Consider the following 25,276-nt stretch of genomic DNA (forward strand, 5'->3'; position numbering starts at 1 on the left):
CCCCCACCCCGGAACTCCCCGCCCCCGCCCCGGAAAGCCCCACCGCCGGCCCCACCCCCGTACCCCCGGTCGTGGATCCCGTGTGCCGGGTGCGGTGTCTGCGGCGGATCGGGCGGGGGCACGCGGCGCGGTTCGCGCGGGGCGGTGCTGCGGGCGAACTCGCGGCGGCCGATCGGGTGTTGGGGCTGGCGCAGCGGTCGTCACCGGTGGGCGATCCCGGACGGGCGGCGTTGCTGGCCGAGCGGGGCGGAATCCTGGTGGCGTGGACCGGACACGGCGGCGGTGCCGGCACCGCGACGGAGGCGGTCCGGGTGCTGCGCGAGGCGCTGGCGCAGACGGCGGACGAGGACCCGGCGCTGGCCCGGCGGCGTCTGCTGTTCGCCGAGGCGCTGCGCCGGCGCTGGGCGGCGGGCGGTGCGGCCTGCGACCTGCACGAGGCGGAGTGGACACTGCACCGGGCCGCCCGTGCGGCGCCGGACCGGGTAACGGCCGCGCGGGCCTGGCTGGAGCGCGGCGAGGTACTGCGCGACCTGGTGCGGGACGCCGACGCGGCGGAGTCGCTGCGCCGGGCGGCCGGCGCGGCACAGGACGCCCGGCTCTGGCTGCTGGCCGCCCGCGCCCGCCACCAACTCGGCGCGATCCTCCAGCGCTGCGGCGACCGGGCCGGCGCGACGACCGCGTTCCGCGCCGCCCAGACCCTCTGGTGGCGCGGCGGCGTGGTGCGCGGACCGGACGCGGCGGCCACGGATGACCGCTTGCGCCGGTTGACGGGGGGCCTGCCGTGAGCACCGGGGGATGCGGTGGCAGGGGGTGCGGTGTGGAGGCCGTCGGTGATCGCTTGCGTCGGCTGACCGGCGGCCTGCCGTGACCCCCCGGGAGCGGGGGAGCGGCCCGGCGCTGCGGGGACCGCCGAGCACCGCTCGCGCCGGTTGGCGAGCGGCCTGCCGCGAACGCCCGGTGTGCGGTGGTCGGTGCGGTGCCGCGCCGGTGTGATCCGGTCGCCCACGCCCCCTGCGCCGACTGACCGGAGGCCCGACGTGAACACCCGGCGCGCGGCAGCCGACCGCGCGGCAGCCGGCCGCGCGGCAGCCGGGGGAGCGGCGGCGCGTCGAGCCGATGCGGCGGTCACCGACGATCCGGTGCGCGAGCTGGACAGCGGCCTGCCGCGAACGCCCGGCGTGCGGCAGCCGGGGGAGCGGCAGCCGGGGATGCGGCGGCGCGTCGAGCCGATGCGGCGGTCACCGACGATCCCGTGCGCGAGCTGACGAGTGGGGTGCCGTGAGCGCCGGGTGTGCACCGCCGCGCCAGTCCAACGCGGCGCCAACCAACGCCCCGCACCAACCACCAAGCGCCGCGCCAGTCCGACACCGCGCCCACCAGCACCCCCCCAACCAACAAACACACCCCCGCCAGCAACCAAGCCCCCGCCAACAACCAAGCCCCCACCGGCAACCCCCTCCGGGAAATGCCGAAAGCCGAAGGCCGAAAGCCCCAACCCAAAGCCCAAAACCCAAAGCCCAAAGCCCAAAGCCGAAAGCCCCAAAGCCGAAAGGCCCGGCCGCCGGAGCGGTCGGGCCTTTCGGGTGGGGCGGGTGGTGCGGGGACCGGGGTCAGATCTCGAAGACCTCGGCCACCAGCTGCTGCTGCTGCTCCGCGTGCCGCTTGCCGGAACCCACCGCCGGCGACGAGGAGGACGGGCGCGAGACCCGGCGCAGTCGGTCCGCGTTGTCGGGGGCCGCGCCGAGAACCAGGTCGAGGTGGTCGATCAGGTTGAGCGCGATGAACGGCCAGGCACCCTGGTTGGCCGGCTCCTCCTGGGCCCAGACGAACTTCTGGGCCTTGGTGAACGGCGCGAGTGCCGCCTGGATCTCCTCACCGGGCAGCGGGTAGAGCCGCTCGATGCGGATGAGCGCGACGTCGTCCGCCTTGCGGGCGGTCCGCTCGGCGAGCAGGTCGTAGTAGACCTTGCCGGAGCAGAAGACGACCTTGCGCACGTTGTCCGGGGTGACGGTGTCGTCCCCGATGACCGGGCGGAAGCCGCCGGTGGTGAACTCCTCCACCGTGGAGGTGGCCGCCTTCAGGCGCAGCATCGACTTCGGGGTGAAGACGATGAGCGGCTTGTGGTGCGGGTTGTGCACCTGCCAGCGCAGCAGGTGGAAGTAGTTCGACGGCAGGGTCGGCATGGCGACCGTCATGTTGTTCTGCGCGCACAGCGCCAGGAAGCGCTCCGGGCGGGCCGAGGAGTGGTCCGGGCCCTGGCCCTCGTAGCCGTGCGGCAGCAGCAGCGTGACGCCGGAGGTCTGGCCCCACTTCTGCTCGGAGGAGGAGATGAACTCGTCCACGATGCTCTGCGCACCGTTGACGAAGTCACCGAACTGCGCCTCCCACAGCACCAGCGCGTTCGGGCGGGCCAGCGAGTAGCCGTACTCGAAGCCCATCGCCGCGTACTCGCTCAGCAGCGAGTCGTAGACGTTGTAACGGGCCTGGTCCTCCGACAGGTACTGCAGCGGGGTGTACTCCTCGCCGGTGTGCCGGTCGACGAGCACCGCGTGGCGCTGGCCGAACGTGCCGCGGCGCGAGTCCTGGCCGGACAGCCGCACCGGGATGCCGTCCATCAGCAGCGAGCCGAACGCCAGCGTCTCGCCGGTCGCCCAGTCGATGGTGCCGTCGCTGACGCTCGCGGTGCGCCGCTGGAGCTGCGGCAGCAGGCGCGGGTGCACGGTGAGCCAGTCCGGCAGGCTGACCTGGGACTCGGCGATGCGCTTGACGACCTCGTCGGCGATCGAGGTGTCCATCGCGACCGGGAACTCCGGCTGGCTGCTGGGCGACTCGGCACTGCTGGGCGCGGCGCTGGTGGCCTCGCGCACCTCGGTGAAGACCTTCTCCAGCTGGCCCTGGTAGTCCTGGAGGGCCTGCTCGGCCTCTTCCATCGTGATGTCGCCGCGGCCGATGAGCGACTCGGTGTAGAGCTTGCGCACCGAGCGCTTCTTGTCGATCAGGTCGTACATCAGCGGCTGGGTGAACGAGGGGTTGTCGGCCTCGTTGTGGCCCCGGCGCCGGTAGCAGACGAGGTCGATGACGACGTCCTTGTTGAACGCCTGGCGGAATTCGAAGGACAGGCGGGCGACGCGGACGACGGCCTCGGGGTCGTCGCCGTTGACGTGGAAGATCGGTGCTTCGATCATCCGGGCGACGTCGGTGCAGTACATCGACGAGCGTGAGGCGGCCGGGGCGGCGGTGAAGCCGACCTGGTTGTTGATGACGATGTGCACGGTGCCGCCGGTGCGGTAGCCGCGCAGCTGCGACATGTTCAGCGTCTCGGCGACCACACCCTGGCCGGCGAAGGCCGCGTCGCCGTGCAGCTGCACGGGCAGCACGGTGAAGTCGGTGCCGGCCTTGTTGATGATGTCCTGCTTGGCCCGCGCGATGCCCTCGACGACCGGGTCGACGGTCTCCAGGTGCGAGGGGTTCGCCGCCAGGTGGACGGCGATCTGCTCGCCGTCCAGGCCGGTGAAGGTGCCGGAGGCGCCCAGGTGGTACTTCACGTCGCCGGAGCCGTGCATCGACTTCGGGTCGAGGTTGCCCTCGAACTCCCGGAAGATCTGCGCGTAGGACTTGCCGACGATGTTGGCCAGCACGTTGAGCCGGCCGCGGTGCGCCATGCCGATGACGACCTCGTCGAGCCGCGATTCGGCGGCGGCGTCGATGACGGCGTCCAGCATCGGGATGACGGACTCGCCGCCCTCCAGCGAGAAGCGGCGCTGGCCGACGTACTTGGTCTGGAGGAACGTCTCGAACGCCTCGGCGGCGTTGAGCCGGCGCAGGATCTGCAACTGCTCGTCGCGCTCGGGCTTGGAGTGCGGACGCTCCACCCGCTCCTGGATCCACTTGCGCTGCTTGGGATCCTGGATGTGCATGTACTCGATGCCGACGGTGCGGCAGTAGGAGTCGCGCAGCACGCCGAGGATGTCGCGCAGCCGCATCAGGGACTTGCCGGCGAACCCGCCGACGGCGAACTCACGCTCCAGGTCCCACAGCGTCAGCCCGTGCTCGGTGACGTCGAGGTCGGGGTGCTTGCGCTGGCTGTACTCCAGCGGGTCGGTGTCGGCCATGACGTGGCCGCGCACCCGGTAGGAGTGGATCAGCTCGAAGACCCGGGCGGCCTTGGTGACGTCGTCGTCGTGGCCGGCGTCGATGTCCTTGTGCCAGCGCACCGGCTCATAGGGGATGCGCAGCGACTCGAAGATGCTGTCGTAGAAGTCGTTCTGGCCCAGCAGCAGCTGGTTGATGATCCGCAGGAACTCCCCGGACGCGGCACCCTGGATGACCCGGTGGTCGTAGGTGCTGGTCAGCGTCATGACCTTGGAGATGCCCAGCCGGTTCAGGGTGTCCTGGGAGGTGCCCTGGAACTCCGCCGGGTAGTCCATCGCGCCGACGCCGAGGATGAGGCCCTGACCGGGCATCAGGCGCGGCACGGAGTGGACGGTGCCGATGCCGCCGGGGTTGGTCAGCGACGCGGTGACCCCGGTGAAGTCATCCATCGTCAGCTTGTTGTCGCGGGCGCGGCGGACGATGTCCTCGTAGGCCTGCCAGAACTCGAAGAAGTTCAGCGTCTCGGCCTTCTTGATGGCCGCGACGACGAGCTGGCGGTCACCGTTGGGCTTCACCAGGTCGATGGCCAGGCCCAGGTTGACGTGGGCCGGCTTGACCAGGGCGGGCTTGCCGTCCTTGACGCCGAACGAGTAGTTCATCGACGGCATGGCCTTCAACGCCTGCACCATCGCGAACCCGATGAGGTGGGTGAAGGAGACCTTCCCACCGCGGGCCCGCTTGAGGTGGTTGTTGATGACGATGCGGTTGTCGAACAACAGCTTCACCGGCACGGCGCGCACGCTGGTGGCGGTCGGCAGTTCCAGGCTGGCGTTCATGTTCTTGGCGACCGCGGCGGACGGACCGCGCAGCACCACGTACTCCGGGCCCTCGGCCCGCCCGTCGTCCGACGCCTCCGGAGCGGCCTTGACGGCGGCTGCGGGCGTCTGGGCCGGCTTGACCGGGGCCTTCGGCGCGGCGGCCGGAGCCGGCGCCGCAGGAGCCGGAGCTGCCGGCGCGGGCGCGGCGGCGGCCGGTGCGGCGGGAGCCGCGGGCGCGGGCCGCTGGGCGACCGGAGCCGGCGCGGCGGGTGCCGCGGGCGCGGCGGCCGGCTGCGCCGGGGCGTTGCCGTTGGCGGCGGCCGGGGCGGCCGGCGCCTGCGTCGGAGCAGTGACCGCGGCGTCCGTTCCCGGCTTGTAGTCGGCGAAGAAATCCCACCAGGCCCGGTCTACCGAGTTCGGGTCCTGAAGGTACTGCTGATAGATCTCATCGACGAGCCACTCGTTCGCGCCGAACCCCGCGGCGGGGCCTGCGCCCTCGCCGTTCTGTTCGGTCGAGACACTCGATGTGTTGGGGGACTGTGACGACACGGCGGCAACCGCCCTCTTCCGCTTCACAAGGTGATGGACAGCGGAAATAAAGGCTACGCCTTCTGGACGGGTCGGCGCAGGCTACGAGGGCCACACGTCGCGTACGTCACACTCGAAGACTGGTTTGACCGCTGTCTTTGGCGGGAAACTGGCACTCTTTTGGGTGCCTTCGCGTCGCTGTGCTTACGCGAAGGCATGAATTCGGCCGGTGTCGGCCGAATTCGGGTTTTGTGCCCGTTCTCCCGTTCGGAATCTTACGTCAGTCCGACGATGGACTCTTCCCCGGAAGGGTGAGGTGCATACAGCAGCCCCGGACCGTTTCGGCCACCTGGATCCGGCCGCCGTGCAGCTCGACGGCCCAGCGGGCGATGGCCAGGCCCAGGCCGGTGCCGCCGTCACTGCCCGAACCGTGCGGCGCCGGTATCGCGCCGCGGCTGAAGCGTTCGAAGACCTTCAGGCGCTGGGCCTGCGGGATGCCCGGGCCCTCGTCCTCCACCTCCAGCTGGAGGCTGTCCGGCGTCGGGCCGCGGCGGGCCCGTACCGTCACCCGGCCGCTGGGCGGGCTGTGCTTGACGGCGTTGTCGACCAGGTTGGAGATCACCTGGTGCAGCCGTTCGGGGTCGGCGTAGCCGGTCAGCTCGGGCGGGGAGACGTCCAGGTGCAGGTGGACGTCGCTGCGTGAGCCGGACCGGGCGGCCATCGCCACGCCCGGTTTGATGCTCGCCGCCTTCAGCACGCCGGACAGGAACGGCCAGACCTCGAAGCTGTGGGCCCGCAACGGCACCACGCCGCTGTCGAGCCGGGACAGGTCCAGCAGGTCGGCCACCAGCCGGCCCAGCCGCTCGGTCTGCGCCAGCGCCGCCCGCATGGTCTCCGGGTCGGCCTCGGAGATGCCGTCCACCACGTTCTCCAGCAGGGCGCGCAGCCCGGAGATCGGGGTGCGCAGCTCGTGCGAGACGTTCGCCACGAGTTCCTTGCGGTGCCGGTCGTTGGCGCCCAGGTCGGCGGACATGCTGTTGAACGCCGCCGCCAGGTCGCCCAGCTCGTCGCGGCGCCGTCCGGTGCGCACCCGGCGGCTGTAGTCGCCGTGCGCCATCGCCCGCGCGACCGCGGTCATCTCGCGCAGCGGCGACGTCAGCCAGGTGGCCACGTACTGCATCAGCCACATCGAGATGATGAGCGAGAAGACGGTGATGACCCGCAGCTCGGTGTCGGAGTGGATGGCGACCGTCACCAGCAGCGTGGTGACCACCACCGAGGTGATCACCAGGAAGCCCAGCGCCGCCTTGATCGAGCGGTACGGGTCGACGGGTGCCAGTCCGTCCCACAGCTGCGTCCAGAAGCCGCGCCCGGCCCGGTCGCGCAGTCCTCCGGGCCGCTTCGCGGCACCGCGGGCCGCCAGCCGCAGCGAGCGGGCGGCGTCGCGGGCCGGGTTCTTCGATGCCCGGGGCGTGCCCTGGACGCGTGCGGTCTCCAGCACGGCGCGCAGCCGGCGCCTGCGCGCCCCCCGTGCCCGCGGGAAACCCGTTCCGGGGGCCTCGTCGCGCGCCATGCGCGCACCTTCCTTTCGGGGTGTCCCGTTCGTTCGGTGCCCGTCGGTCCGTCCGGTGCCGCCGCCCTGCCCGGTGGCGCCGGTCCTTCGGTGACTCCCGTTGTGCCGCCGCCGGCCGCGCGGTGCGGCCCGCCCGGTCGCGCCCGGCGGCGGCGGGCGTTACGGCGCCGGGGTCTCCAGCGCGTAACCCACGCCGTGCACGGTACGGATGCGCTCCGCGCCGATCTTGCGGCGCAGCGCCTTGATGTGGCTGTCGACCGTACGGGTGCCGGAGGCGTCGGCCCAGTCCCACACCTCGGCCAGCAGCTGCTCGCGGGAGAGCACCGCGCGCGGCGTCTGGGCGAGGCAGGCCAGCAGGTCGAACTCCGTGGGCGTCAGGTGTACGTCGTCGCCGCGGACCCGGACCCGGCGCTGCGCGTGGTCGATCGACAGGTCGCCCAGCTGAAGCGTGCCCCCGCGCGGGCTGCGCGCCGCGACCGTCGCCCGTTCCACCCTTCTGAGCAGCACGTGTACCCGCGCCGCCAGCTCGCGCATGGAGAACGGCTTCGTCATGTAGTCGTCCGCGCCGACCCCGAGACCCACCAGCATGTCGGTCTCGTCGTCGCGCGCGGTCAGCATCAGTACCGGTACCGGCCGGAGCGCCTGAACCCGACGGCACACTTCCAGGCCGTCGTAGCCGGGCAGCATGATGTCCAGTACCAGCAGGTCGGGCTGCCAGGCGTGCGCGGTGTCCACGGCCGTGGGGCCGTCGTTCGCGGTATGCACCTGGAAGCCCTCGGCGCGCAGCCGTGCCGCGATCGCCTCGGCGATCGTCGGATCGTCCTCGACGACCAGGACCCGGCGCTGGGTTCCCGGCAACGGTGGATTGCCACCGCCGCTGACCGTCGTCGTTTGTGTGTTGTCCATTCGGGCCCGCCCCTACGTGGTCGCGCTGCTTGGCATGCAGCGTAAGGGGCGCGCGTGGCCTGCGGCTACGTCGGGCCACCCGGGCACTCGGCGAGATGCACCACATCCGGAACACCTCGGACAACCAGTGCCGTGACGGTCTTCACCCGGACGAATGCGGTGTTACGTCACGCCCGCGCCAACGTCCGGGGCGGCAACGCCGACCGGGCGGCCGGTATGTCCGCCCGTCACGAGCCGTCCCGAGCCGTTCCCGGGACCGGCCGACGCGTGCGGCGCGGGGCGCGAGCCGGTGACCGCCGATTGCGGTCCGTTGCCGCAGTCCGGGCGCAACATGCCGTACCGCTCGCCGGCCGGGGGCGGGCAGCGGGCCAGATCACTAGATCACTGTCGATGACGTGTGCCCGCGGATCGTCCGGCACGCCGGCCGGTGAACAGTGCCGGTGCCGCCGGTGCCGGATGCCGCTGGTGCCGGATGACGCCGGCGGCGGTCGACCGCCACCCGTTCCCGCTCCGGCGTCAGCCGTTCCTGCTCCGGTGCCACCTGTTCCCGCTCCGGTGCCACCCGTCCCAGCTGCGGCCGCCGCGATTCCCGCTCCGGCGCCCCGATCCCCTGCCCGGCGCCGCGCTCCGCATCCGGCGCGGTCCGGGTGCCGCCGGCCGATCGCTCACGGCGAACAGATGACGGGGAACATCCAAGCCGTTCCAGGCATTGAGTGGATGAAGCTCAACTAGTTTGCCTAGGGAGAGATCATGGCTCACGAGTCCACGACGTCCGCGCCGCTCACCCTGCCCGTGCTGCCGCTCGACGACGCGGTCGTGCTGCCCGGGATGGTCGTGCCGCTGGACCTGACCGACAGCGAGGTGCGGGCCGCCGTGGAGGCTGCCCGGGCCATGGAGAACCGCGCGGATGCCGAGCGTGTTCCCGGCATCCGTTCCACCGCCGCGGCCCGCAAGCCGCAGGTCCTGCTGGTGCCGCGGGTCGACGGGCGGTACGCGGCCGTGGGCACCCTCGGCAGCGTCGAGCAGATCGGCCGGCTGGCCGACGGCGACCCCGGCGCGGTCATCCGCGGGGTGAGCCGGGTGCGCATCGGCGCCGGCACCGCGGGCCCCGGCGCCGCGCTGTGGGTCGAGGGCACCGAGATCACCGAACCGGAGCCCACCGAGGCGCCCGGCGTGGTGGCCGACCTGGTCCGCGAGTACAAGGCGCTGGCCACCAGCTGGCTGCGCAAGCGCGGCGCCTGGCAGGTGGTGGACCGGGTCCAGCAGATCGACGGCCCCTCCCAGCTGGCCGACAACGCCGGCTACTCCCCGTACCTGAGCACCGCACAGCGCGTCCAGCTGCTGGAGACCACCGACCCGGTGGAGCGGCTGCGCCTGGCCCTGACGCTGCTGCGCGAGCACCTGGCCGAGCAGGACGTCGCCGAGACCATCCGGCAGGACGTCCAGGAGGGCATGGACAAGCAGCAGCGCGAGTTCCTGCTGCGCCGCCAGCTGGAGGCCGTGCGCAAGGAGCTGTCCGAGCTGAACGGCGAGCCGGAGGACGAGGCCGGCGACTACCGGTCCCGCGTCGAGGCCGCCGAACTGCCGGACAAGGTCCGCGAGGCGGCGCTGAAGGAGGTCGAGAAGCTGGAGCGCTCGACCGAGGCGTCCCCCGAGGGCGGCTGGATCCGCACCTGGCTGGACACCGTCCTGGAACTGCCGTGGAACACCACGTCCCAGGACGCCTACGACATCACCTCCGCACGCGCCGTGCTCGACGCCGACCACGCGGGTCTGGACGACGTCAAGGAGCGCATCACCGAGTACCTGGCCGTCCGCAAGCGCCGGGCCGCGCGCGGGCTCGGCGTGGTCGGCGGCCGGCGCGGCGGGGCCGTGCTGGCGCTGGTCGGCCCGCCCGGTGTCGGCAAGACCTCGCTGGGCGAGTCGGTGGCCCGTGCGATGGGCCGCGAGTTCGTCCGGGTCGCCCTCGGCGGCGTGCGGGACGAGGCGGAGATCCGCGGCCACCGGCGCACCTACGTCGGCGCGCTGCCCGGCCGTATCGTCCGCGCCATCAAGGAGGCCGGCTCGATGAACCCGGTGGTCCTGCTGGACGAGATCGACAAGGTCGGCTCCGACTTCCGCGGCGACCCGGCGGCCGCCCTGCTGGAGGTGCTGGACCCGGCGCAGAACCACACGTTCCGCGACCACTACCTGGAGGTCGAGCTCGACCTGTCCGACGTGGTGTTCCTGGCCACCGCCAACGTGCTGGAGGCCGTGCCGCAGCCGCTGCTGGACCGCATGGAGCTGGTGCGGCTGGACGGCTACACCGAGGACGAGAAGGTCACCATCGCCCGCGACCACCTGCTGCCCCGCCAGCTCGAACGCGCCGGGCTGGCCGACGGCGAGGTGACCGTCGACGACGCGGCGCTGCGCCGGCTGGCCGGGGAGTACACCCGTGAGGCGGGCGTGCGGAACCTGGAGCGTGCCGTCGCCCGGGTGCTGCGCAAGGTCGCCGCGAGCACCGAGCTGGGGGAGACCGAACTGCCGCAGCACGTCGGCGCGGACGACCTGCGCCGGCTGATCGGGCGCCCGCACCACACGCCGGAGGCCGCCCAGGACCCGGACGAGCGGCGCACGGCGGTGCCGGGCGTGGCGACCGGGCTGGCGGTGACCGGCGCGGGCGGTGACGTGCTCTTCGTCGAGGCGTCGCTGGCCGACCCGGAGACCGGCGGCACCGGGCTGACGCTCACCGGGCAGCTGGGCGACGTGATGAAGGAGTCGGCACGCATCGCGCTGTCGTTCCTGCGCTCGCACGGCGCCGAGCTGGAACTGCCGGTCGGCGACCTGAAGGAACGCGGCATACACCTGCACGTTCCGGCGGGCGCGGTGCCCAAGGACGGCCCGAGCGCGGGCGTGACCATGACGACCGCGCTGGCGTCCCTGCTGTCGGGCCGCCGGGTGCGCGCCGACGTGGCCATGACCGGGGAGGTCTCCCTCACCGGTCGGGTGCTGCCGATCGGCGGCGTCAAGCAGAAGCTGCTGGCGGCCCACCGCGCCGGGGTGACCACCGTGATCATCCCCAAGCGCAACGAGGCCGACCTGGACGACGTGCCCGCCGAGGTGCTGGAACGCCTCGACGTCCACCCGGTCTCCGACGTCCGCCAGGCCCTGCGGATCGCCCTGGAACCGGCCGCCGAGTCCGTCACCGCGGTGGCCGCCTGACCCGCCGCGAGCCGTGACCGGCGCCAGCGGCACACCGCCTGACGTGCCGTGGAGGTGTGACCGACGGCGGGTGACCGAGCCGCCTGACGCGGTGTCCGGCCGATGGCGCCGGACGCGGCACCGCCGGGCGCCCGACCCGGCCTCCGCCGCCCGGCGCGACGTCCCGTGGCCCCCGTCCGACGCCCTGTGCGGACGGGGGCCACGGCGTGCCGTGCGGTGCGGCGGTGCCGGTGGTGCTACTGGTTCAGCGCCAGTGCCTGGAGGCGGTCCAGGGCGCCGTTGAAGTAGTCCTGGTCACCGGGGAAGGTGCCGGAGTCGGCGTACTGCCAGAAGGTGTAGAAGCCCCAGCCGGCCGGCAGGGTACCGGCGCTGGAGGAGTACCGGGCGATGAACAGCGGGTCGTTGGTGGAGAACGCCGAGCTGTTGCCGGTGCAGGTGGTCCACCAGTCCGTGGTCGAGTAGATGGTGGGCCAGCGGGTGGTCTTGGCGTGCACCTCGTTGACGAACGAGGAGATCCAGCCGACCATCCCGGAGGCGCTCAGGCCGTAGCACTCGGCGCCGTAGGGGTTGTACTCGATGTCGAGCATCGGGGGCAGCGTCTTGCCGTCCGCCGACCAGCCGCCGCCGTGCGCGACGAAGTAGTCGGCCTGGGCGGCGCCGGAGGAGGTGTCCGGGGTGGCGAAGTGGTAGGCGCCGCGGATCATGCCGACGTTGTACGACCCGTTGTACTGCTGGGTGAAGTCCGGGTTGGTGTACGTCGTCGCCTCGGTGGCCTTGATGTACGCGAACTTGCCGCCGTTGGCCCAGGCGCCGGCCCAGTTGACGGAGCCCTGGTACGCGCTGACGTCCATGCCGGGGGTCTGGGCGACCAGCGGTCCGACGGTGCCCGGCGCGGCCTGCGCGGTGCCCTCGTGGGCGGCGACGGTCGAGCCCATCCAGTCCAGCTGGGGGTGGCTGATGTGGCTGTGCGCGGCGGCGGGCGCCGGGGCGGTGGCGGCGGTGGCAGTGCCCGGGACCGCGAACGCCAGGGCCGTCAGGCCGGCCAGCGCGCCGCCCGCGACGGCGAGGGAGCGGCGGAAGGCGGATCTGTGCCGGAAGGGGGTGCCGGTGACCTTCATGGGAATGCCTCCAAGGGCGCGAGGGGGTGGTTCCTTGGTGTGGCCATGACAGAACAGCGCGAATGTACGCGCGTAGAACCGGCCGTGGAAGAGTGCGGCGCAGCGCCGTTGGTCTACTCCTGCGAAATACTGAGGGAACTGCGGTGATGCCGGAGACTGGCGGAATCTTTCACCGGCGGGAAAGGGCACTGACGTGCGCAAGGCCGAACACGAGCACGACGGACCACAGGTTCCCCCACCGAGCGCGGTCCGCGCGACGGCGGTCGTCACCGCGGACGGCGCGGTCACCGGGCCCGGCGCTGCCGCCCGGCACCCCGGCGGGCCCGCCGCACCGGGCGGCACCGGCCCCGGCCCCGGGAACACCCCCGGCACCGGCACGGGGATCGGCCCCGACATCGGCCCCGACATGGAGGCGCTGGAGCGTGAGTTGACCGTGCTCTACCGCCGGGCGCGGGCCTCCTCCGGTGAGATGGCCCGTCAGATGCACCCCGACCTGGAGGCGGCCGCCTACGGGCTGCTGGTGCGGCTGGCGGAGTCCGGGGAGGAGCGCGCCACCGACCTCGCCGGGTACTTCGGCGTCGGCAAGGCCACCATGAGCCGCCAGCTGCGCGCCCTGGAGGAACTGGGCTTCGTCAGCCGCGAACCCGACCCGGCCGACGGCCGCGCCTTCCTGGTCCGGCTCACCCCGGGCGGACTCGCCCGCTTCAACGAGGTCCGCGACGCCCGCCGGGCCGGCTACCGCAGCCGGCTGTCCGCCTGGGACCGCGCCGACATCCGCGACCTCGCCCGGCTGCTGAGCCGCCTCAACGCGGACACCCCGGCGTAGCCCCTCCGCGCGGTCCCGCGCCCGCGCCGTCCCGCGCCCGCGGGTTCCCACATCTGCGCGCGCTCCCGCGTCCCGGTGCGCCCGCCCTCCGGTGCGCCCCCGCCGGGGCGGCCGGGGCAGCGGACCGCCCTCGCGCGGTCCCGCGTCCCGTCCGGCCTCACAGTTCCGCCAGTGCCGCCGTCGCGTCGTCGTGGCGTTTGCCGCGGGGGTGGGCCGTGCCGTCGGGGTCGGCGTGCTCGGCGGCGCGGACGGCGGCGATCAGCCCGTCGCAGCCGGCCGTGCGCAGCAGGGCGAAGGCGCCGGGCCAGTCGGTGCGGCCGAAGACGTCCACCAGGCGGCCGGCCCCGTCGGACAGCGCGGCGACCGCGCGGACCGCGGCGCGCGGGTCGCAGCCGGTGACCGCGTGGTCGGCGACGCCGGGGTCGGCGGCCGCGGTCAGGAAGCCGTCCTCCGCGTTGCGCAGCGCCTCGACGGCGGCCGTGTACTCCCGCCGCGTTGCCGCCCGTTGCCCGCTGTCGCGGGGGAGCGCGCGCAGCCGGGCGCGCAGCGACGGCACCGGTTCCGGCAGCCGGTCGAGGCGGTCGTCGAGCACCGGGCGGACCGCGCCGGACGGCGACTCCAGCAGCAACACCGAGTCGGAGAGCACCAGATGCTCCACCGCCTCGTCGTCCCAGCGCACCGCGACGACGGTGGACTGAGGGGTATTTGGGTGAGAAAGGTCACACGTGTCGCGGTGTGCCGCCGCCGTCCGCCCGATGGCCTGCGCGAGACACTGCGACAGCGTCATATCCCGTCGCGACGCCGACAGTTCCAGGAGCACCCCGCCCAACCGGGCGACGTACCAGGGCAGTCCGTGCGTGCAGCCGGTGCCGTCGGGATGCGGCGTGACACCGTCCAGTACGGCCAGGACGCCACCGCGGCCGGAGCCGGGGCAGATGACCCCGGTGAAGTCCTCGTTGGGCCGGTCCGGGTCGCCCGCGGCAGTGGCCGTCTCGATACGCATGCGACCAGTTTGCCCCGGGCGGGGCGCGGGGGCCGGGATGCGTGGGTCCGCCCGGGATGATCTGTGGAGATACCGTGAGTTGTTTGCGCCGTCCGGCTGCGGGTGGGCATCCTTCCAGCAGCCCGTACGCTTCACCAAACCGTGCCGACGGCGCGGGAGGCCCGTGCCGTGGCGTCGAGTTGAAGGTCAACTTCGGCTTGTTGTTCACTCCATCAGGTGCTGCGGCGCAAAGACGTGCCACCCCCGCCCGCCGGGCTGCGAAGGTCGCAGTCATGACGGGGTCGGACCGGGTGCGCCACCGCGTACCGCTGTGACCACCACGCATCGGGGGAAGCGCCGGCGGCGACGCGCGAGTCGCGCCCGGCGCGGTGCCCAACTGATTTGTCGTCACCTCGGCCGTACGGACGGCCGCACGACGGACGAGACAGGAATGCGAGAAGCGGTGCGGACTACGCGGAAAGGGCGCGACGCGACGCGCACGGCGCCCCCGACGACGCCGGCCGACCGGCCCGGACGCCGCCTGCGGACCAGACTGCTGGCCGCCGTCCTGGTCACCCTGGTCGCGGTCCTCGCGGCCGGTGCCCCTTCGGTGGCCGTCGCGGCCGGTGATCTGACCGCCTCCCAGCACCTGCTGCGGCTGACCCAGCTGAACACCTCGGCCATCGCGCTCTCCCACGCCCTGGCCGACGAACGCGACACCGTCACCGCCTTCGCCGCGGCCGGCCGCCCGCACGGCGGCGGCCTGACCCCGGACCAGGAGGCCGGCGTCGACCGGCAGATCGCCGACGTCGGCCAGTCCGCCGCGAGCCTGGACACCCAGGGCTCCGCCGACCTCGCCGACGTCACCCGGGACCTGCGCACCGCGCTGGCCGGCGTGCCGAACATCCGGCAGGCGGCGCTGGCCGGCACCGCCAACGCCGACCAGGTCTTCGACTCCTACACCCCGGTCGTCGACGCGCTCGACGCGGTCAGCGGCGCGCTGGCCCGCGCGCTGCCCGACCGGGCCGCCGACCCCGACACCAGCGCCGGGCCCGCGCTGGCCCGCGCGGTCACCCAGACCTCCGCCCAGCACGGCCTGCTGATCGCCGCCCTCGACTCCGGCGGCAGCACCTCCTCGCTGGTCGGCGCGGCCCGGATCGCCCGGCTGCGCGAGCAGGCCGCCGAGGACGACTTCACCACGGCCGCCAGCGTCACCGCCCGCACCCAGTACGACCAGACGGTCACCGGTTCCGACGTACAGGCCGCCGACGGCTACCTGCGCCGGCTGACCGCGACCGCGGACCTCACCCCGGCCGACCGGCAGCTGAACGTCTCCACCGTCGACCAGGCGGTCTCGGCCCGGATCGACCGGATGCGCGCGGTGCAGGCCTCGCTGGCCGCCGACGACAGCAGCCGGCTCACCGCGCTGCGCGACCACGACGTCACCGCGCTGGAGCTGCGCGCCGCCCTCGTCGGCCTGTGCGCCCTGCTGACCCTCGGCATCGGCGCACAGACCGCCCGCTCGGTCACCCGCCCGCTGGCCCGGGTACGCCGCTACGCCGCCGAGCCCACCGGGCCCGCCCCGGTCGCCAGCGGCGACGAGTTCGCCGTCGTGGCACGCGCCATCGAGCGACTGTCCGGCGAACTCGACACCCTGCGGCAACGCGTCGCCGAGCGCGACGAGGAACGCGCCCGGATCGCCGCCGTCCGGCAGGCCGCGGCCGCCGAACGCGACGAACTGCGCCGCCGCGAGGCCGTGCTGCTCGAAGAACGCACCGCGGTCGCCGCGCAGAAGGACACCCTCGCCCGCGACATGCGCGCGCTGGCCCGGCAGATGGACGAGCTCGTCCAGGACCGCGAGGCGCTGCTGGCCCGCCTCGGCTCGCTCCAGGGCACCGTCCACTCCACCTTCGTCAACCTCTCGCTGCGCACCCTCGCGCTGGTCGATCGCCAACTCGCCCTGATCGAGGGGCTGGAGAACCGCGAGCAGGACCCGCACGAGCTGGAGACCCTCTTCCGCCTCGACCACCTCGCCACCCGCATGCGGCGCAACAGCGAGAGCCTGCTGGTGCTGGCCGGCGCCGACACCGGCGGCGGCGCGGTCAGCAGGCCGGTCCCGCTGGTCGACGTGGTCCGGGCCGGCGTCTCGGAGATCGAACGGTACGAGCGGGTGCGCATCCCGTTCCTGCCACGCGCCCAGCTGGTCGGCTTCGTCGCCGACGACGCGGGCCACCTGGTCGCCGAACTGCTGGAGAACGCCACGGCGTTCTCCCCGCCGGACGCCGAGGTCCGGGTGGCCGGCTGGCTGCTGGAGACCGGCGAGGTCATGCTCTCCGTCGAGGACCACGGCATCGGCATCCCCGCCGCCCGGCTCGACGAGCTGAACCGGATGCTGGCCGACCCGCACCCCGACGAGTCCACCTCCACCGCCGGACTCGGCCTGTACGTCGTCGCCCGCCTCGCCGGCCGGCACGGCATCCGGGTGGAGCTGCGCCCGCAGTCCCAGGGCGGCACCTGCGCCATCGTCGTCCTGCCGGCCGCCCTGGTCACCGGCCCGCCGGACTCCGACTGGACCCAACTGACGCCCCCCGCCGACCCCTTCGCCGCCCACGACACCACCCCGGACGCCGGCACGCTGACCCAGGGCACCGCTCCGGCCGACGGCACCCCGGCTTACGGCGCGACTCCGAACCACGGTGCCGATCCGGCTCAGGGCACCCCGGCGCACGGCACGCCGGCGCACGGCACCCCGGCGCACGGCACCCCGGCCCACGCGGCGCCCGAGCACACCGCCGGGCCCACCACGCCGACCCCGACCACCCCCGCGCAGGCCGGCCCGGCGCACGCCACTCCCGCGCAGGCCGGCCCGGCGCACGCAGCCCCCGCGCAGGCCGCACCGGTGCACAACGTCCCGGCGCAGACCGGCCCGGCGCACGCCGCCCCCGCGCACACCACCCCCGCCCCCGGTGCCGAGCACGCGCGGTCCGCCGCCGGGCCGGGGGCCGGGGGGCTGCCCACCCGTCCGCGGGCCGGCGGCGCACCGGGATCTGACGAGCCGGCGGCACCGGACAGCACGCGGTCCGGCGCGCCGACGGCGGGCGGCACGGCCCCGGACGGCCTGGCCGGTGCCGGGGGCGGCCGGCCGGCGCCCGCCGGGGCGGCGCTGCCCAAGCGGATACCACGGGCCAGCGGCCTCAGCGGGGAGCCCGCCGTACGCGGCCGGGACACACCGGTGGACGCCGACGCGCTGCGCCGCAAGCTGGGCGGGTTCGCCGCCGGGCTGCGCCACGGGCGCCGGGACGCCGAGGCCGAGGCCGAAGCCACGGGCGCGGTACCGCTGCCCGCACCACGGACACCGGGGGACCGCAGCGACAGTGAACCCTCCGAGGAGGCACGCGGGTGAGCACGTCGAGTACGGACCGCAGCAGCACCCAGGGCGGCGCCCCCGGCACGCACGACACCGCCCCCGGCGGTGCCAGTGCCGCGGCGCGCAACCTCCAGTGGCTGCTGGCCAACCTGGTGGAGGAGGTGCCCGGTGTCCGCTCGGTCGCCGTCATCTCCTCCGACGGGCTGATGCTCTGCTCCTCCGACGCCGACCAGAACGCCGCCGCGGCGCCGGTGGACCCCGGTGGACCGGCGAAGTCCGGCGGCGACCTGGCCACCGTGGTCTCCGGACTCGCCTCGCTCACCGACGGCGCCGCCCGGCTGATGGACGCCGGCCCGGTCAAGCAGTCGGTCGTCGCGATGGACAACGGCTGCCTGTTCGTCATGTCGATCAGCGACGGCTCGCTGCTGGGCGTGCACTCCTCCCCGGAGTGCGACATGAGCGTCGTCGCGTACCACATGGCGCTCTTCGTCGGCCGGGCCGGACACGTCCTCACCCCGGAACTGCGCAGGGAACTGGCCGGGCCCGGCGACCCGATCGCCATCGACCGCGGGCCGGGGGAGGAACGTTGATGACCGCGCAGGCGCTGCCGGTGCGCGGCGGCGACCGCAGACCGTCCCGGGTCAGGCCGTACGCGCTGACCGGTGGGCGGACCCGGTCCGCCCACGTCCTGCTCGTCGAGACCTTCGTGGCCACCGCCGAGGGGTACCAGGGCCGCGACGGCCAGGCGCACCTGGAGGAACCGGCCGGCCCGGGCGGCGAAACCGCGGCCGCGGTGATGCCGGAGAGCCGGGCGATCGTCACGCTCTGCCGCCGCATGCGGTCGGTGGCGGAGATCTCGGCCCTGCTGCGCATCCCGCTCGGCGTGGTGCGCGTACTGCTCAGCGACCTGGCGGACCAGGGCATCATCCGCGTCTACGGCACCGGCCAAGGACCGGCCCAGCCCGACCGCGCGCTGCTGGAAAGGGTACTCAGTGGACTTCGCAGGCTCTGAGACGGCGGCCCCGGTGGCCGAGTCCGCTCTCGCGGCGATCCCGGAGACGGAGGAGCACATACAGGACTGGCAGAAGGACACCAGCCGCGCGCCGTCCTCTGCCAAGATCGTCATCGCGGGCGGATTCGGGGTCGGCAAGACCACGTTCGTCGGTGCCGTCTCCGAGATCACCCCGCTGACCACCGAGGCGCTGATGACCCGGGCCAGCGAGGACATCGACGACCTCGGCTCCACCCCGGAGAAGACCACCACCACGGTGGCCATGGACTTCGGGCGCATCACCCTTGACCAGGACCTGGTGCTCTACCTGTTCGGCACCCCCGGCCAGCAGCGGTTCTGGTTCATGTGGGACGACATCGCGCGCGGCGCGATAGGCGGCGTCATCCTGGCGGACACCCGCCGGCTCGCCGACAGCTTCCCGGCGCTGGACTACTTCGAGACCTGCGGCATGCCCTTCGTGGTGGCCGTCAACCAGTTCGAAGGGTCCCCCCAGTACGGTGAGGACGACGTGCGCGAGGCGCTGTCGGTGCCGAACCACATCCCGGTGCTGCTGTGCGACGCGCGCAAACGGTACTCGGTGGTCGAGGCGTTGCTCGCGCTGTGCGGGCACGCCCTCACCGCGCTGCCGAACTGACGTCTCCTCCGGGGGCCGGGCGGCCCCCGCGTCCCGTTAAGGATCCGTATGCGCAAGATACTCGTGGTGGGAGCCGGCCAGTCCGGGCTCCAACTGGCCCTCGGTCTGCTGTCGCACGGCTACGAGGTCACCCTGATGACCAATCGCACGGCCGATGAGGTCCGCGACGGCAAGGTGATGTCCACCCAGTGCATGTTCGCCTCCGCCTTGCAGACGGAACGTGACCTCGGCCTGAACTTCTGGGAGCCGCAGGCCCCGCGCATCGAGGGCCTCGGCGTGTCGGTCGCCGCCCCGGACGGCACCCGGCCCATCGACTGGGTCGGTCGGCTCGACGGCTACGCCCAGTCCGTCGACCAGCGCGTCAAGATGGCCGGCTGGCTGAAGGCGTTCACCGAGCGCGGCGGCCAGCTCGTCATCCACGGCGCGGCCGTCTCCGACCTCGACTACTTCGCGGGCCGCTACGACCTGGTGCTGGTCGCGGCCGGCAAGGGCGAACTCGTCGGGATGTTCGGCCGTGACGCCGCCCGCTCGCCGTACACCAGCCCGCAGCGGGCGCTGGCCGTCTCCTACGTGCACGGCCTCGGCCCGCGCCCGGAGCACCCCGACTTCCACGCGGTGCGCTGCAACCTGGTGCCCACCGTCGGCGAGTTGTTCGTCATGCCGACGCTCACCACCTCCGGACCGGCCGACATCCTGTTCTGGGAGGGCGTCCCCGGCGGCCCGCTCGATGTCTTCGACGGCGTCAACGACCCCGCCGAGCACCTGCGGACCACCCTGGAGCTGATGAAGCAGTTCGTGCCCTGGGAGTACGACCGGGCCCGCGGCGTCGAACTCACCGACGCCAACGCCACGCTGGCCGGCCGCTACACCCCAGTGGTCCGTGACGCGGTCGGCGAACTGCCGTCCGGCGGCCTGGTCCTGGGGGTGGCCGACGTCGTCGTCGCCAACGACCCCATCACCGGCCAGGGGTCGAACAACGCCGCCAAGTGCGCCGCCTCCTACCTCGACAGCATCCTCGCCCGCGGTGACAAGCCGTTCGACGGCGAGTGGATGCGCGCCACCTTCGAGCGGTACTGGGACTACGCCGGCCACGTCACCAAGTGGACCAACGCGATGCTCTCCCCGCCGCCCGAGCACGTCCTCGGCCTGATCGGCGCCGGCGGCCAGCTCCAGCCGGTCGCCGACCGGTTCGCCAACGGCTTCGACGACCCCTCCGACTTCGAGGAGTGGTTCTTCGAGCCCGAGCGCGCCCAGAACTACCTGGCGAGCCTGTCCGCCTGACCATCCCCGCCCGCCGCACCCCGGGCACCGCCGAGTCCTGCGGTGGTGCCCGGCGGCGCCGGGTGGTCCGCCGCCGCCGGGATCTCGGCGGGCGGCCGGAGGTTCGGTACGGGGGATCGCCCGGTGCCTGGCCACAGCGGGCCGCCGGCCGGCCCGGTGGTGCTCGGCGGTACCGGGTCGTACGCCGCTGCCAGGAGGCCGGCGGCCGGCCGGAAGTCCCGCACCGGTGGCTGCCCGGCGTCCGGTCGTACCGCGCCCAGGAGCGGGTCCGCCGCCATCGGGGTGACCGTCACCGCCGCGCCCGGTCGCGGCACCCGTGCCACCAGCCCGCCGCCCACGTACAGCGCCGCCTGCGCCGGGTGCCGGCAGGAGACGACCAGGTCGCCCGGCCGCACCCGGTCCAGCGGCACCCGCGGCAGCCCGGACCACCGCTCCCCGCGGGTACGCGGCACCGGTTCGCCCGCCCGCCGCCGGGCGCCCCGCGCCGGCCGCGAGGAGCCGAACGCGGCCGGTGCCCGCGCGCCCGGGCCGGACGGCTCGTCCAGCCGCGCCGGCGCGAAGTCCACCGGCCGCGTCCTGGCCCGCGTCGGCCGCGGTGCCCCGCCCGGCGGCTTACCGTCCTCCAGGTCCTTCCCGGCGTCCGGCCGCGCGCGGGCGGCGGCCGGCGCCCGCCGTCCGGGCGGCTTGTCCTGCTCTGACGCTGCCGGTGTGCCCGACGCGCCCGGCTGGTCGCCGTCCAGCGACGCGATGGTCCGTTCCACCCGCGCCAGGTCGGCCGTCATCCGGTCGCGGTCGCGCTGCGCCCGCCCGGACAGCTCGCGCACCGACTTCAGCGCCTTCGCCGCCTGCGCCGTGCCCCGGGTCAGCGCTTTCTCCCCGGACCGCAGCCGGGCGACCGTGACCGCCTGGGCCGCCTCCGCACGGGCCAGCACATGCGCCTGCGACAGCGCCTCCGTCGGATCGTCCGACAGCAGCAGCCGCGCGTACGGCGAGATCCCGCCGGTGCGGTACTGCTCGCGGGCCAGCGTGCCGATGGCGTCCCGCGCCGCCCGCATCGCCGCCCGGCGGCCCGTCAGACCGCGCGTCGCCGTGTCGTAGGCCCGCTGACGCTCCGCCAGCTTCCTGCGCGTCCCGTCGTACGCCTCCGTCGCCCGTTCCGTCTGCCGGTACAGCGTCCGCAACCGCCCGAGCAGCTCCCCGGCGCTCGGCGGGCGGCCGTCCGGGAGGCCGTCGGGGGCGCCGTCCGCGGTGTCGTCCGGTTCCCCGGCCGGCCCGGCGGTCGCGCCGGCCGCCGCACCGGACGCGGCAGGCGGTACGGCGGCCGGTGCGGCCGGCACCGTCAGCGGCCCGACCGCGGCGAGGCACACCGCCAGGACGGCGCAGCGGAACGCCCTGCGGCGCCCTTCGCGGCGGGCCGGACGTCGGACGGCGCGGGAAGTCCTGCGGTCGCGGGTCACGCCTCCCGATCCTGACAGGCGGTCAGCGATGCGCCAGCGGGGGAGGGATGGACGGGTGAGGGGTCCGGCTTCGCGGGAACGGGTCCACGGGGCCACGGGTGACGGGGCTGACGGTGAAGGGTCCACACGGGTCCCCGGGTGACGGGCGGGGGCTCAGGGGTGAGGGGTGAGGTCCGGTGGTTGACGGGGGCACGGGTGACGGGTGCGGGCTCGCGGTTGACGGGGCTACGGGTGACGTTGAGGGCTCAAGGTTGACGGGGGCCACGGGTGACGGAGGGTGCGCTGTTGACGGTGGCTCATGGGTGCCGGGGTGGGCACGGGGGCGGCGACGACGGTACGGCGTTGTGGCGGCAGGGTGCGATGGCGGCACGGCAACCGCCCGCCCGCCCGGCGCGTTGGCGGCGACGACGGCGACGGTGCGGCGTGGCAGCGGTGCCACGGCGCACTGGTGTCACAGCGCACCGGCGGCGCGGCATGACGGGGCTCGGCGCCGTCGCCCGGCCACGTCCCGGTGTCGCGGCGGCACCGCTCACCGGCCGGGCGGCTCCCCGTCAGGCGCCGGCGACCGTCCATGCCACGTCGGGCGGCCGTACCGCCGCGCAGCGCGGGGAACCGTCGGCGGCGGACAGCCGTATGCGGGTGGTGAGCGGGAGCGCGTCGCGCAGGGCGGTGTCGAGGACCGCGGCGGGGATGTCGGCGAGCCGGAGCTTGGCCCGGCGGAACATGGTGAAGGCGCCGGCCGGGTCGACGTCGCCCCAGGTGAGGTAGAGGAAGCGGCCGCCGGGGCGGCCGTGGACGTAGGGGCCGCGGAAGTCCCAGGTGCCGTCGGCGGCCGGGCGCGGGCTCACCCGGAAGGTGAAGACGGCGGCGGGGGCGTCGGCGGGCACCAGGTCCACCGGGTCGGCGCCGCGCTGGACGCCGACGTGGACGGCCTCGTGGCCGCACCAGCGCAAGCCGGGCAGCGTGTGGCCCTCGACGCGCAGGGTCAGGTCGGTCATGATCCGCCCTTTCCCCACGGCCAGCGCGGCCGGGCGACCGCGGGCCCGTCGGGGGCGTAGTCGTACCGCCAGGTGTCGGTTCGGCGGCCGCGCGCCACCGGGGCCAGCCGGTACACGAGCACGCCGGCGGGCGCGTCGCCGGTGGCCGGCACCGGCACGCGGTAGTACTTGGGCGGTCGGCCGGTGGGTCCCACCAGCACCGCCAGCACTCGTCCGTCCAGCGGTCCTCCGACGAACCGCGTCTGCTCGCTTCGCACGCCCTCAGCATGGCACCCGCCACCGACAACGGCCCACGCCGGGCACCCGGCCCACCCCGGCCGCCGGTTCCGCCCGCCCCGGCCCCCGGTTCCGCCCGCCCCGACCGACCCGCGCGCCACGATCCCGGCGCCGTCCGCACCACAGCCGTCCGGCCGCACCGCCAGCTCACCCACCCGCACCGCTGGCCAGGCCCACGCGCCGCCGGCCCGAGCCCGGTACCGCCGTCCGGCCGCACCGTCGGCCCCCCACGGCACCGTCGGCCCACCCGCACCGTCGGCCCCCCGCACCGTCGGCCCCCCGCACCGTCGGCCCCCCGCACCGCCATCCGCCCCCCGCGCCCTACCCCACGAGCCGTGCGGCGACCTCCGCCGTCGCCGGGTCGTCGGCCGCGGCGGCGGTGATGACGGCGACGAACTGGTTGACGAGCCAGCCGCGCAGTTCCTGGGCCGGCGGGGTGCGGCCCTCGTCGAGCCAGATGAGGGAGACCGCCTCGACGGCCGCGATCCAGGAGCGCACGGCCATCCGCAGCCGCAGCGAGGGCGCGGTCTCCTCCAGGTGGACGAGGACCTGCTCGGCGGCGCCGCGGCGGACCCCGTCGATGATGGCGCTGGTGCGGCTGGTCTCCGTGACGCAGCCGCCGCGCACCAGCGCGGAGAAGCCGGCGTCGTGTTCGGCGACGAAGGCCAGGTAGCGGTCGAGCACGTTGGACAGCCGGCCGGCCGGGGTGCCGGTGGGCGGCTCGACGAAGCAGGCCAGCAGTTGTTCGGCGGCGCTGCGCAGCGCCGCCTCGTAGATCTGCTGCCGTCCGCCGGGGAAGTAGCGGTAGACCAGCGGGCGGGAGGCGCCGGCGGCCCGCGCGATGTCGTCGACGGAGACGTCCTCGGGGGAGCGGTGGCCGAACCGGTCGAGCGCGGCGTCCAGCAGTTGGCGCCGGCGTTCCTCCACCGGCAGCCTGCGGTACCCGCCGCTGTCCCGCGTCCCGCCGGACCCCGGCCTCCCGCCGGCCTCCCGCGCGCCCCCGGCAACCGGCTTTCCGCCGACGCCCTGCCTTCCGCCGGACCCCGGCCTCCCGCCCGAACTCCCGTCGCGCGCGGGCGCGTTGTTCCCCGTGACCGGGCCGGTGCCGCCCGGTGGTCCCTCCGCGTTTCCGCGCGGTTCGGCGGCTCGGCTCCCCATGCGGGGCAGCCTAACCGCCGTGCCGGGCGGGGCACCGGTCAACCGAGCAGGCCGGAACTGACCCAGAGGCGGCGGCCGGGGCCGCGCAGCACGCCGGTCTCGTCGAGGAAGTCGGTCAGCCGCTGGGCGGAGCGCTTCATCACCTCGCGGCGGTGCGGGCTGTCGCGGGCGGCGCGCATCGCGAGTCGCGGGTCGAGCCCGACGGACTCGTAGACCTTGGGGCCGATGAGCGAGGCGGCGACCACCCGGGCGGTCTCGCCGGACATCACCCGGGTCAGGCCCTTCTCCCAGGCCGGTGCGGAGACCATCTGGCGGCGCAACTCCTCGCGGGCGTACCGCACGTGGCGGGCCTCCTCGACCACGTGGATGCGGGTCACGCCGCGTACCAGCGGCTGGACGCGCTCGTCGGGGAAGGTCTGGCGCTGCATCCAGTCGAGGATCTCCTCGACCAGCAGGGTCGCGGTGAAGGCGCCGGGCGTGGTGGAGACGGTCTTCATCAGCCGGGCCAGGCCGTGGTGCAGCGGGCTGGGCCGGTAGACCGGGGTGCCGGACTTGCGGATCAGCCGGGCGAACATCATCGAGTGCCGGCATTCGTCGGCGACCTCGGTCAGCGCGTACCGCACGTGGTCGCTGGTCGGGTCGAGGTCGTAGATGTGCCGGGCCAGCAGCTGGAGCAGGATCGTCTCGAACCAGATGCCCACCGAGGCCAGCGACGCCGACTCGTGCCGGCTCAGTTCGATCTGCTGCTCCAGCGACATCTGCCGCCACAGCGGGGTGTCGTAGAGCGAGAGCAGTTCCGGCGGCCAGAACCACAGGCCGTCCTCGAACGGCGCGTCCCAGTCCAGTTCGGTGTCGGGGTCGAAGGAGTGCTTGGCGGATGCCTCCAGCAACCGGGCCGCGACCTCTTCGCGTTCCTTGATCTTCAGTGGCGTCATTCGACTGCCCCCTTGGGGTTACCGGCGGTCACCCCGCTTATGAGACTCTTTGTCAGTAACGACGTCAAGCCCTCCGCCGGCTTGTTGACTCACCGGTAACGTCCGTGTGACGCT

18 protein-coding genes and 1 pseudogene are annotated in these 25,276 nt (G+C 74.1%); 9 read left to right on the top strand and 10 right to left on the bottom strand.

Annotated elements, in window-relative coordinates; genetic code table 11:
* Together POF43_RS29075 and POF43_RS29080 are read left to right on the top strand one after the other, a co-directional pair.
* Positions 1-785: pseudogene (locus POF43_RS29075) on the top strand (hypothetical protein); the annotation flags it as partial.
* Between the two features lie 252 nt (positions 786-1,037).
* The gene (locus POF43_RS29080) at positions 1,038-1,265 is read left to right on the top strand and encodes a hypothetical protein (protein ID WP_282704842.1); all 228 of its coding nucleotides are present in this window, start codon (positions 1,038-1,040) and stop codon (positions 1,263-1,265) included.
* A 345-nt stretch (positions 1,266-1,610) separates the two neighbouring features.
* On the opposite strand, the gene POF43_RS29085 is transcribed toward POF43_RS29080, so the two are convergent.
* The 3 genes from POF43_RS29085 to POF43_RS29095 form a co-directional block, all read right to left on the bottom strand.
* The gene (locus tag POF43_RS29085) at positions 1,611-5,459 is read right to left on the bottom strand and encodes a multifunctional oxoglutarate decarboxylase/oxoglutarate dehydrogenase thiamine pyrophosphate-binding subunit/dihydrolipoyllysine-residue succinyltransferase subunit (RefSeq protein WP_271313463.1); all 3,849 of its coding nucleotides are present in this window, start codon (positions 5,457-5,459) and stop codon (positions 1,611-1,613) included.
* Between the two features lie 259 nt (positions 5,460-5,718).
* Positions 5,719-7,011 (bottom strand): HAMP domain-containing sensor histidine kinase, encoded by a 1,293-nt coding sequence (locus POF43_RS29090; protein WP_271323159.1) that lies wholly within the window; start codon positions 7,009-7,011, stop codon positions 5,719-5,721.
* A 159-nt stretch (positions 7,012-7,170) separates the two neighbouring features.
* Positions 7,171-7,917, bottom strand: coding sequence for a response regulator transcription factor (locus POF43_RS29095; protein WP_271313461.1), 747 nt, complete (start codon positions 7,915-7,917; stop codon positions 7,171-7,173).
* Positions 7,918-8,667: 750 nt separating this feature from the next.
* Between POF43_RS29095 and lon the strand changes: the two genes are divergently transcribed.
* Positions 8,668-11,118, top strand: coding sequence for an endopeptidase La (lon, locus tag POF43_RS29100; protein WP_271323160.1), 2,451 nt, complete (start codon positions 8,668-8,670; stop codon positions 11,116-11,118).
* A gap of 236 nt (positions 11,119-11,354) precedes the next feature.
* On the opposite strand, the gene POF43_RS29105 is transcribed toward lon, so the two are convergent.
* Positions 11,355-12,236 (bottom strand): lysozyme, encoded by an 882-nt coding sequence (locus POF43_RS29105; protein ID WP_271323161.1) that lies wholly within the window; start codon positions 12,234-12,236, stop codon positions 11,355-11,357.
* 406 nt (positions 12,237-12,642) lie between these two features.
* On the opposite strand from POF43_RS29105, the gene POF43_RS29110 reads away from it, so the two are divergent.
* On the top strand, positions 12,643-13,062 hold the full coding sequence (locus POF43_RS29110; protein ID WP_271323164.1) for a MarR family winged helix-turn-helix transcriptional regulator: 420 nt from the start codon (positions 12,643-12,645) through the stop codon (positions 13,060-13,062).
* Positions 13,063-13,219: 157 nt separating this feature from the next.
* Here POF43_RS29110 and POF43_RS29115 read toward each other — a convergent pair whose 3' ends face one another.
* Complete coding sequence (locus POF43_RS29115) at positions 13,220-14,065, bottom strand: hypothetical protein (RefSeq protein ID WP_271323162.1); 846 nt, start codon at positions 14,063-14,065, stop codon at positions 13,220-13,222.
* Positions 14,066-14,507: 442 nt separating this feature from the next.
* Between POF43_RS29115 and POF43_RS29120 the strand changes: the two genes are divergently transcribed.
* From POF43_RS29120 to POF43_RS29140, 5 genes are read left to right on the top strand one after another with little or no spacing between them, the layout of a single operon-like run.
* Positions 14,508-17,447 carry a sensor histidine kinase gene (locus POF43_RS29120; RefSeq protein ID WP_282704843.1) on the top strand — a complete coding sequence of 980 codons (2,940 nt, stop codon included), beginning with the start codon at positions 14,508-14,510 and terminating at the stop codon, positions 17,445-17,447.
* Positions 17,444-18,001, top strand: a complete 558-nt coding sequence (locus POF43_RS29125) for a roadblock/LC7 domain-containing protein (RefSeq protein ID WP_372516147.1) — start codon at positions 17,444-17,446, stop codon at positions 17,999-18,001. Before POF43_RS29120 ends, POF43_RS29125 begins: the two co-directional genes overlap by 4 nt.
* Complete coding sequence (locus tag POF43_RS29130; protein ID WP_271324860.1) at positions 18,001-18,423, top strand: DUF742 domain-containing protein; 423 nt, start codon at positions 18,001-18,003, stop codon at positions 18,421-18,423. Before POF43_RS29125 ends, POF43_RS29130 begins: the two co-directional genes overlap by 1 nt.
* A gap of 13 nt (positions 18,424-18,436) precedes the next feature.
* On the top strand, positions 18,437-19,057 hold the full coding sequence (locus POF43_RS29135; protein ID WP_271313455.1) for a GTP-binding protein: 621 nt from the start codon (positions 18,437-18,439) through the stop codon (positions 19,055-19,057).
* 48 nt (positions 19,058-19,105) lie between these two features.
* A complete protein-coding gene (locus POF43_RS29140; protein WP_271324859.1) occupies positions 19,106-20,338 on the top strand; it encodes a styrene monooxygenase/indole monooxygenase family protein in 1,233 nt (410 codons plus the stop codon).
* Here the strand turns inward: POF43_RS29140 and POF43_RS29145 are convergent.
* From POF43_RS29145 to POF43_RS29165, 5 genes are all read right to left on the bottom strand, one after another.
* Positions 20,314-21,795 carry a coiled-coil domain-containing protein gene (locus POF43_RS29145; RefSeq protein WP_271324858.1) on the bottom strand — a complete coding sequence of 494 codons (1,482 nt, stop codon included), beginning with the start codon at positions 21,793-21,795 and terminating at the stop codon, positions 20,314-20,316. The two genes, POF43_RS29140 and POF43_RS29145, sit on opposite strands and share 25 nt — an antisense overlap.
* 551 nt (positions 21,796-22,346) lie before the next feature.
* On the bottom strand, positions 22,347-22,793 hold the full coding sequence (locus tag POF43_RS29150; RefSeq protein ID WP_271318810.1) for a DUF5990 family protein: 447 nt from the start codon (positions 22,791-22,793) through the stop codon (positions 22,347-22,349).
* Positions 22,790-23,050: a DUF8847 domain-containing protein gene (locus POF43_RS29155; protein WP_271318811.1), complete on the bottom strand. Its 261-nt coding sequence runs from the start codon at positions 23,048-23,050 to the stop codon at positions 22,790-22,792. Before POF43_RS29155 ends, POF43_RS29150 begins: the two co-directional genes overlap by 4 nt.
* Before the next feature lie 340 nt (positions 23,051-23,390).
* Positions 23,391-23,996, bottom strand: coding sequence for a TetR/AcrR family transcriptional regulator (locus tag POF43_RS29160; protein ID WP_372516148.1), 606 nt, complete (start codon positions 23,994-23,996; stop codon positions 23,391-23,393).
* Positions 23,997-24,265: 269 nt separating this feature from the next.
* Entirely contained in the window at positions 24,266-25,162 is an 897-nt protein-coding gene (locus POF43_RS29165) for an AurF N-oxygenase family protein (protein ID WP_271317673.1), read from the bottom strand.
* Between the last annotated feature and the right edge of the window lie 114 nt (positions 25,163-25,276).

Source organism: Streptantibioticus silvisoli (genome assembly GCF_027947535.2).
In the GTDB taxonomy this organism is placed as follows: domain Bacteria; phylum Actinomycetota; class Actinomycetes; order Streptomycetales; family Streptomycetaceae; genus Streptantibioticus_C; species Streptantibioticus_C silvisoli.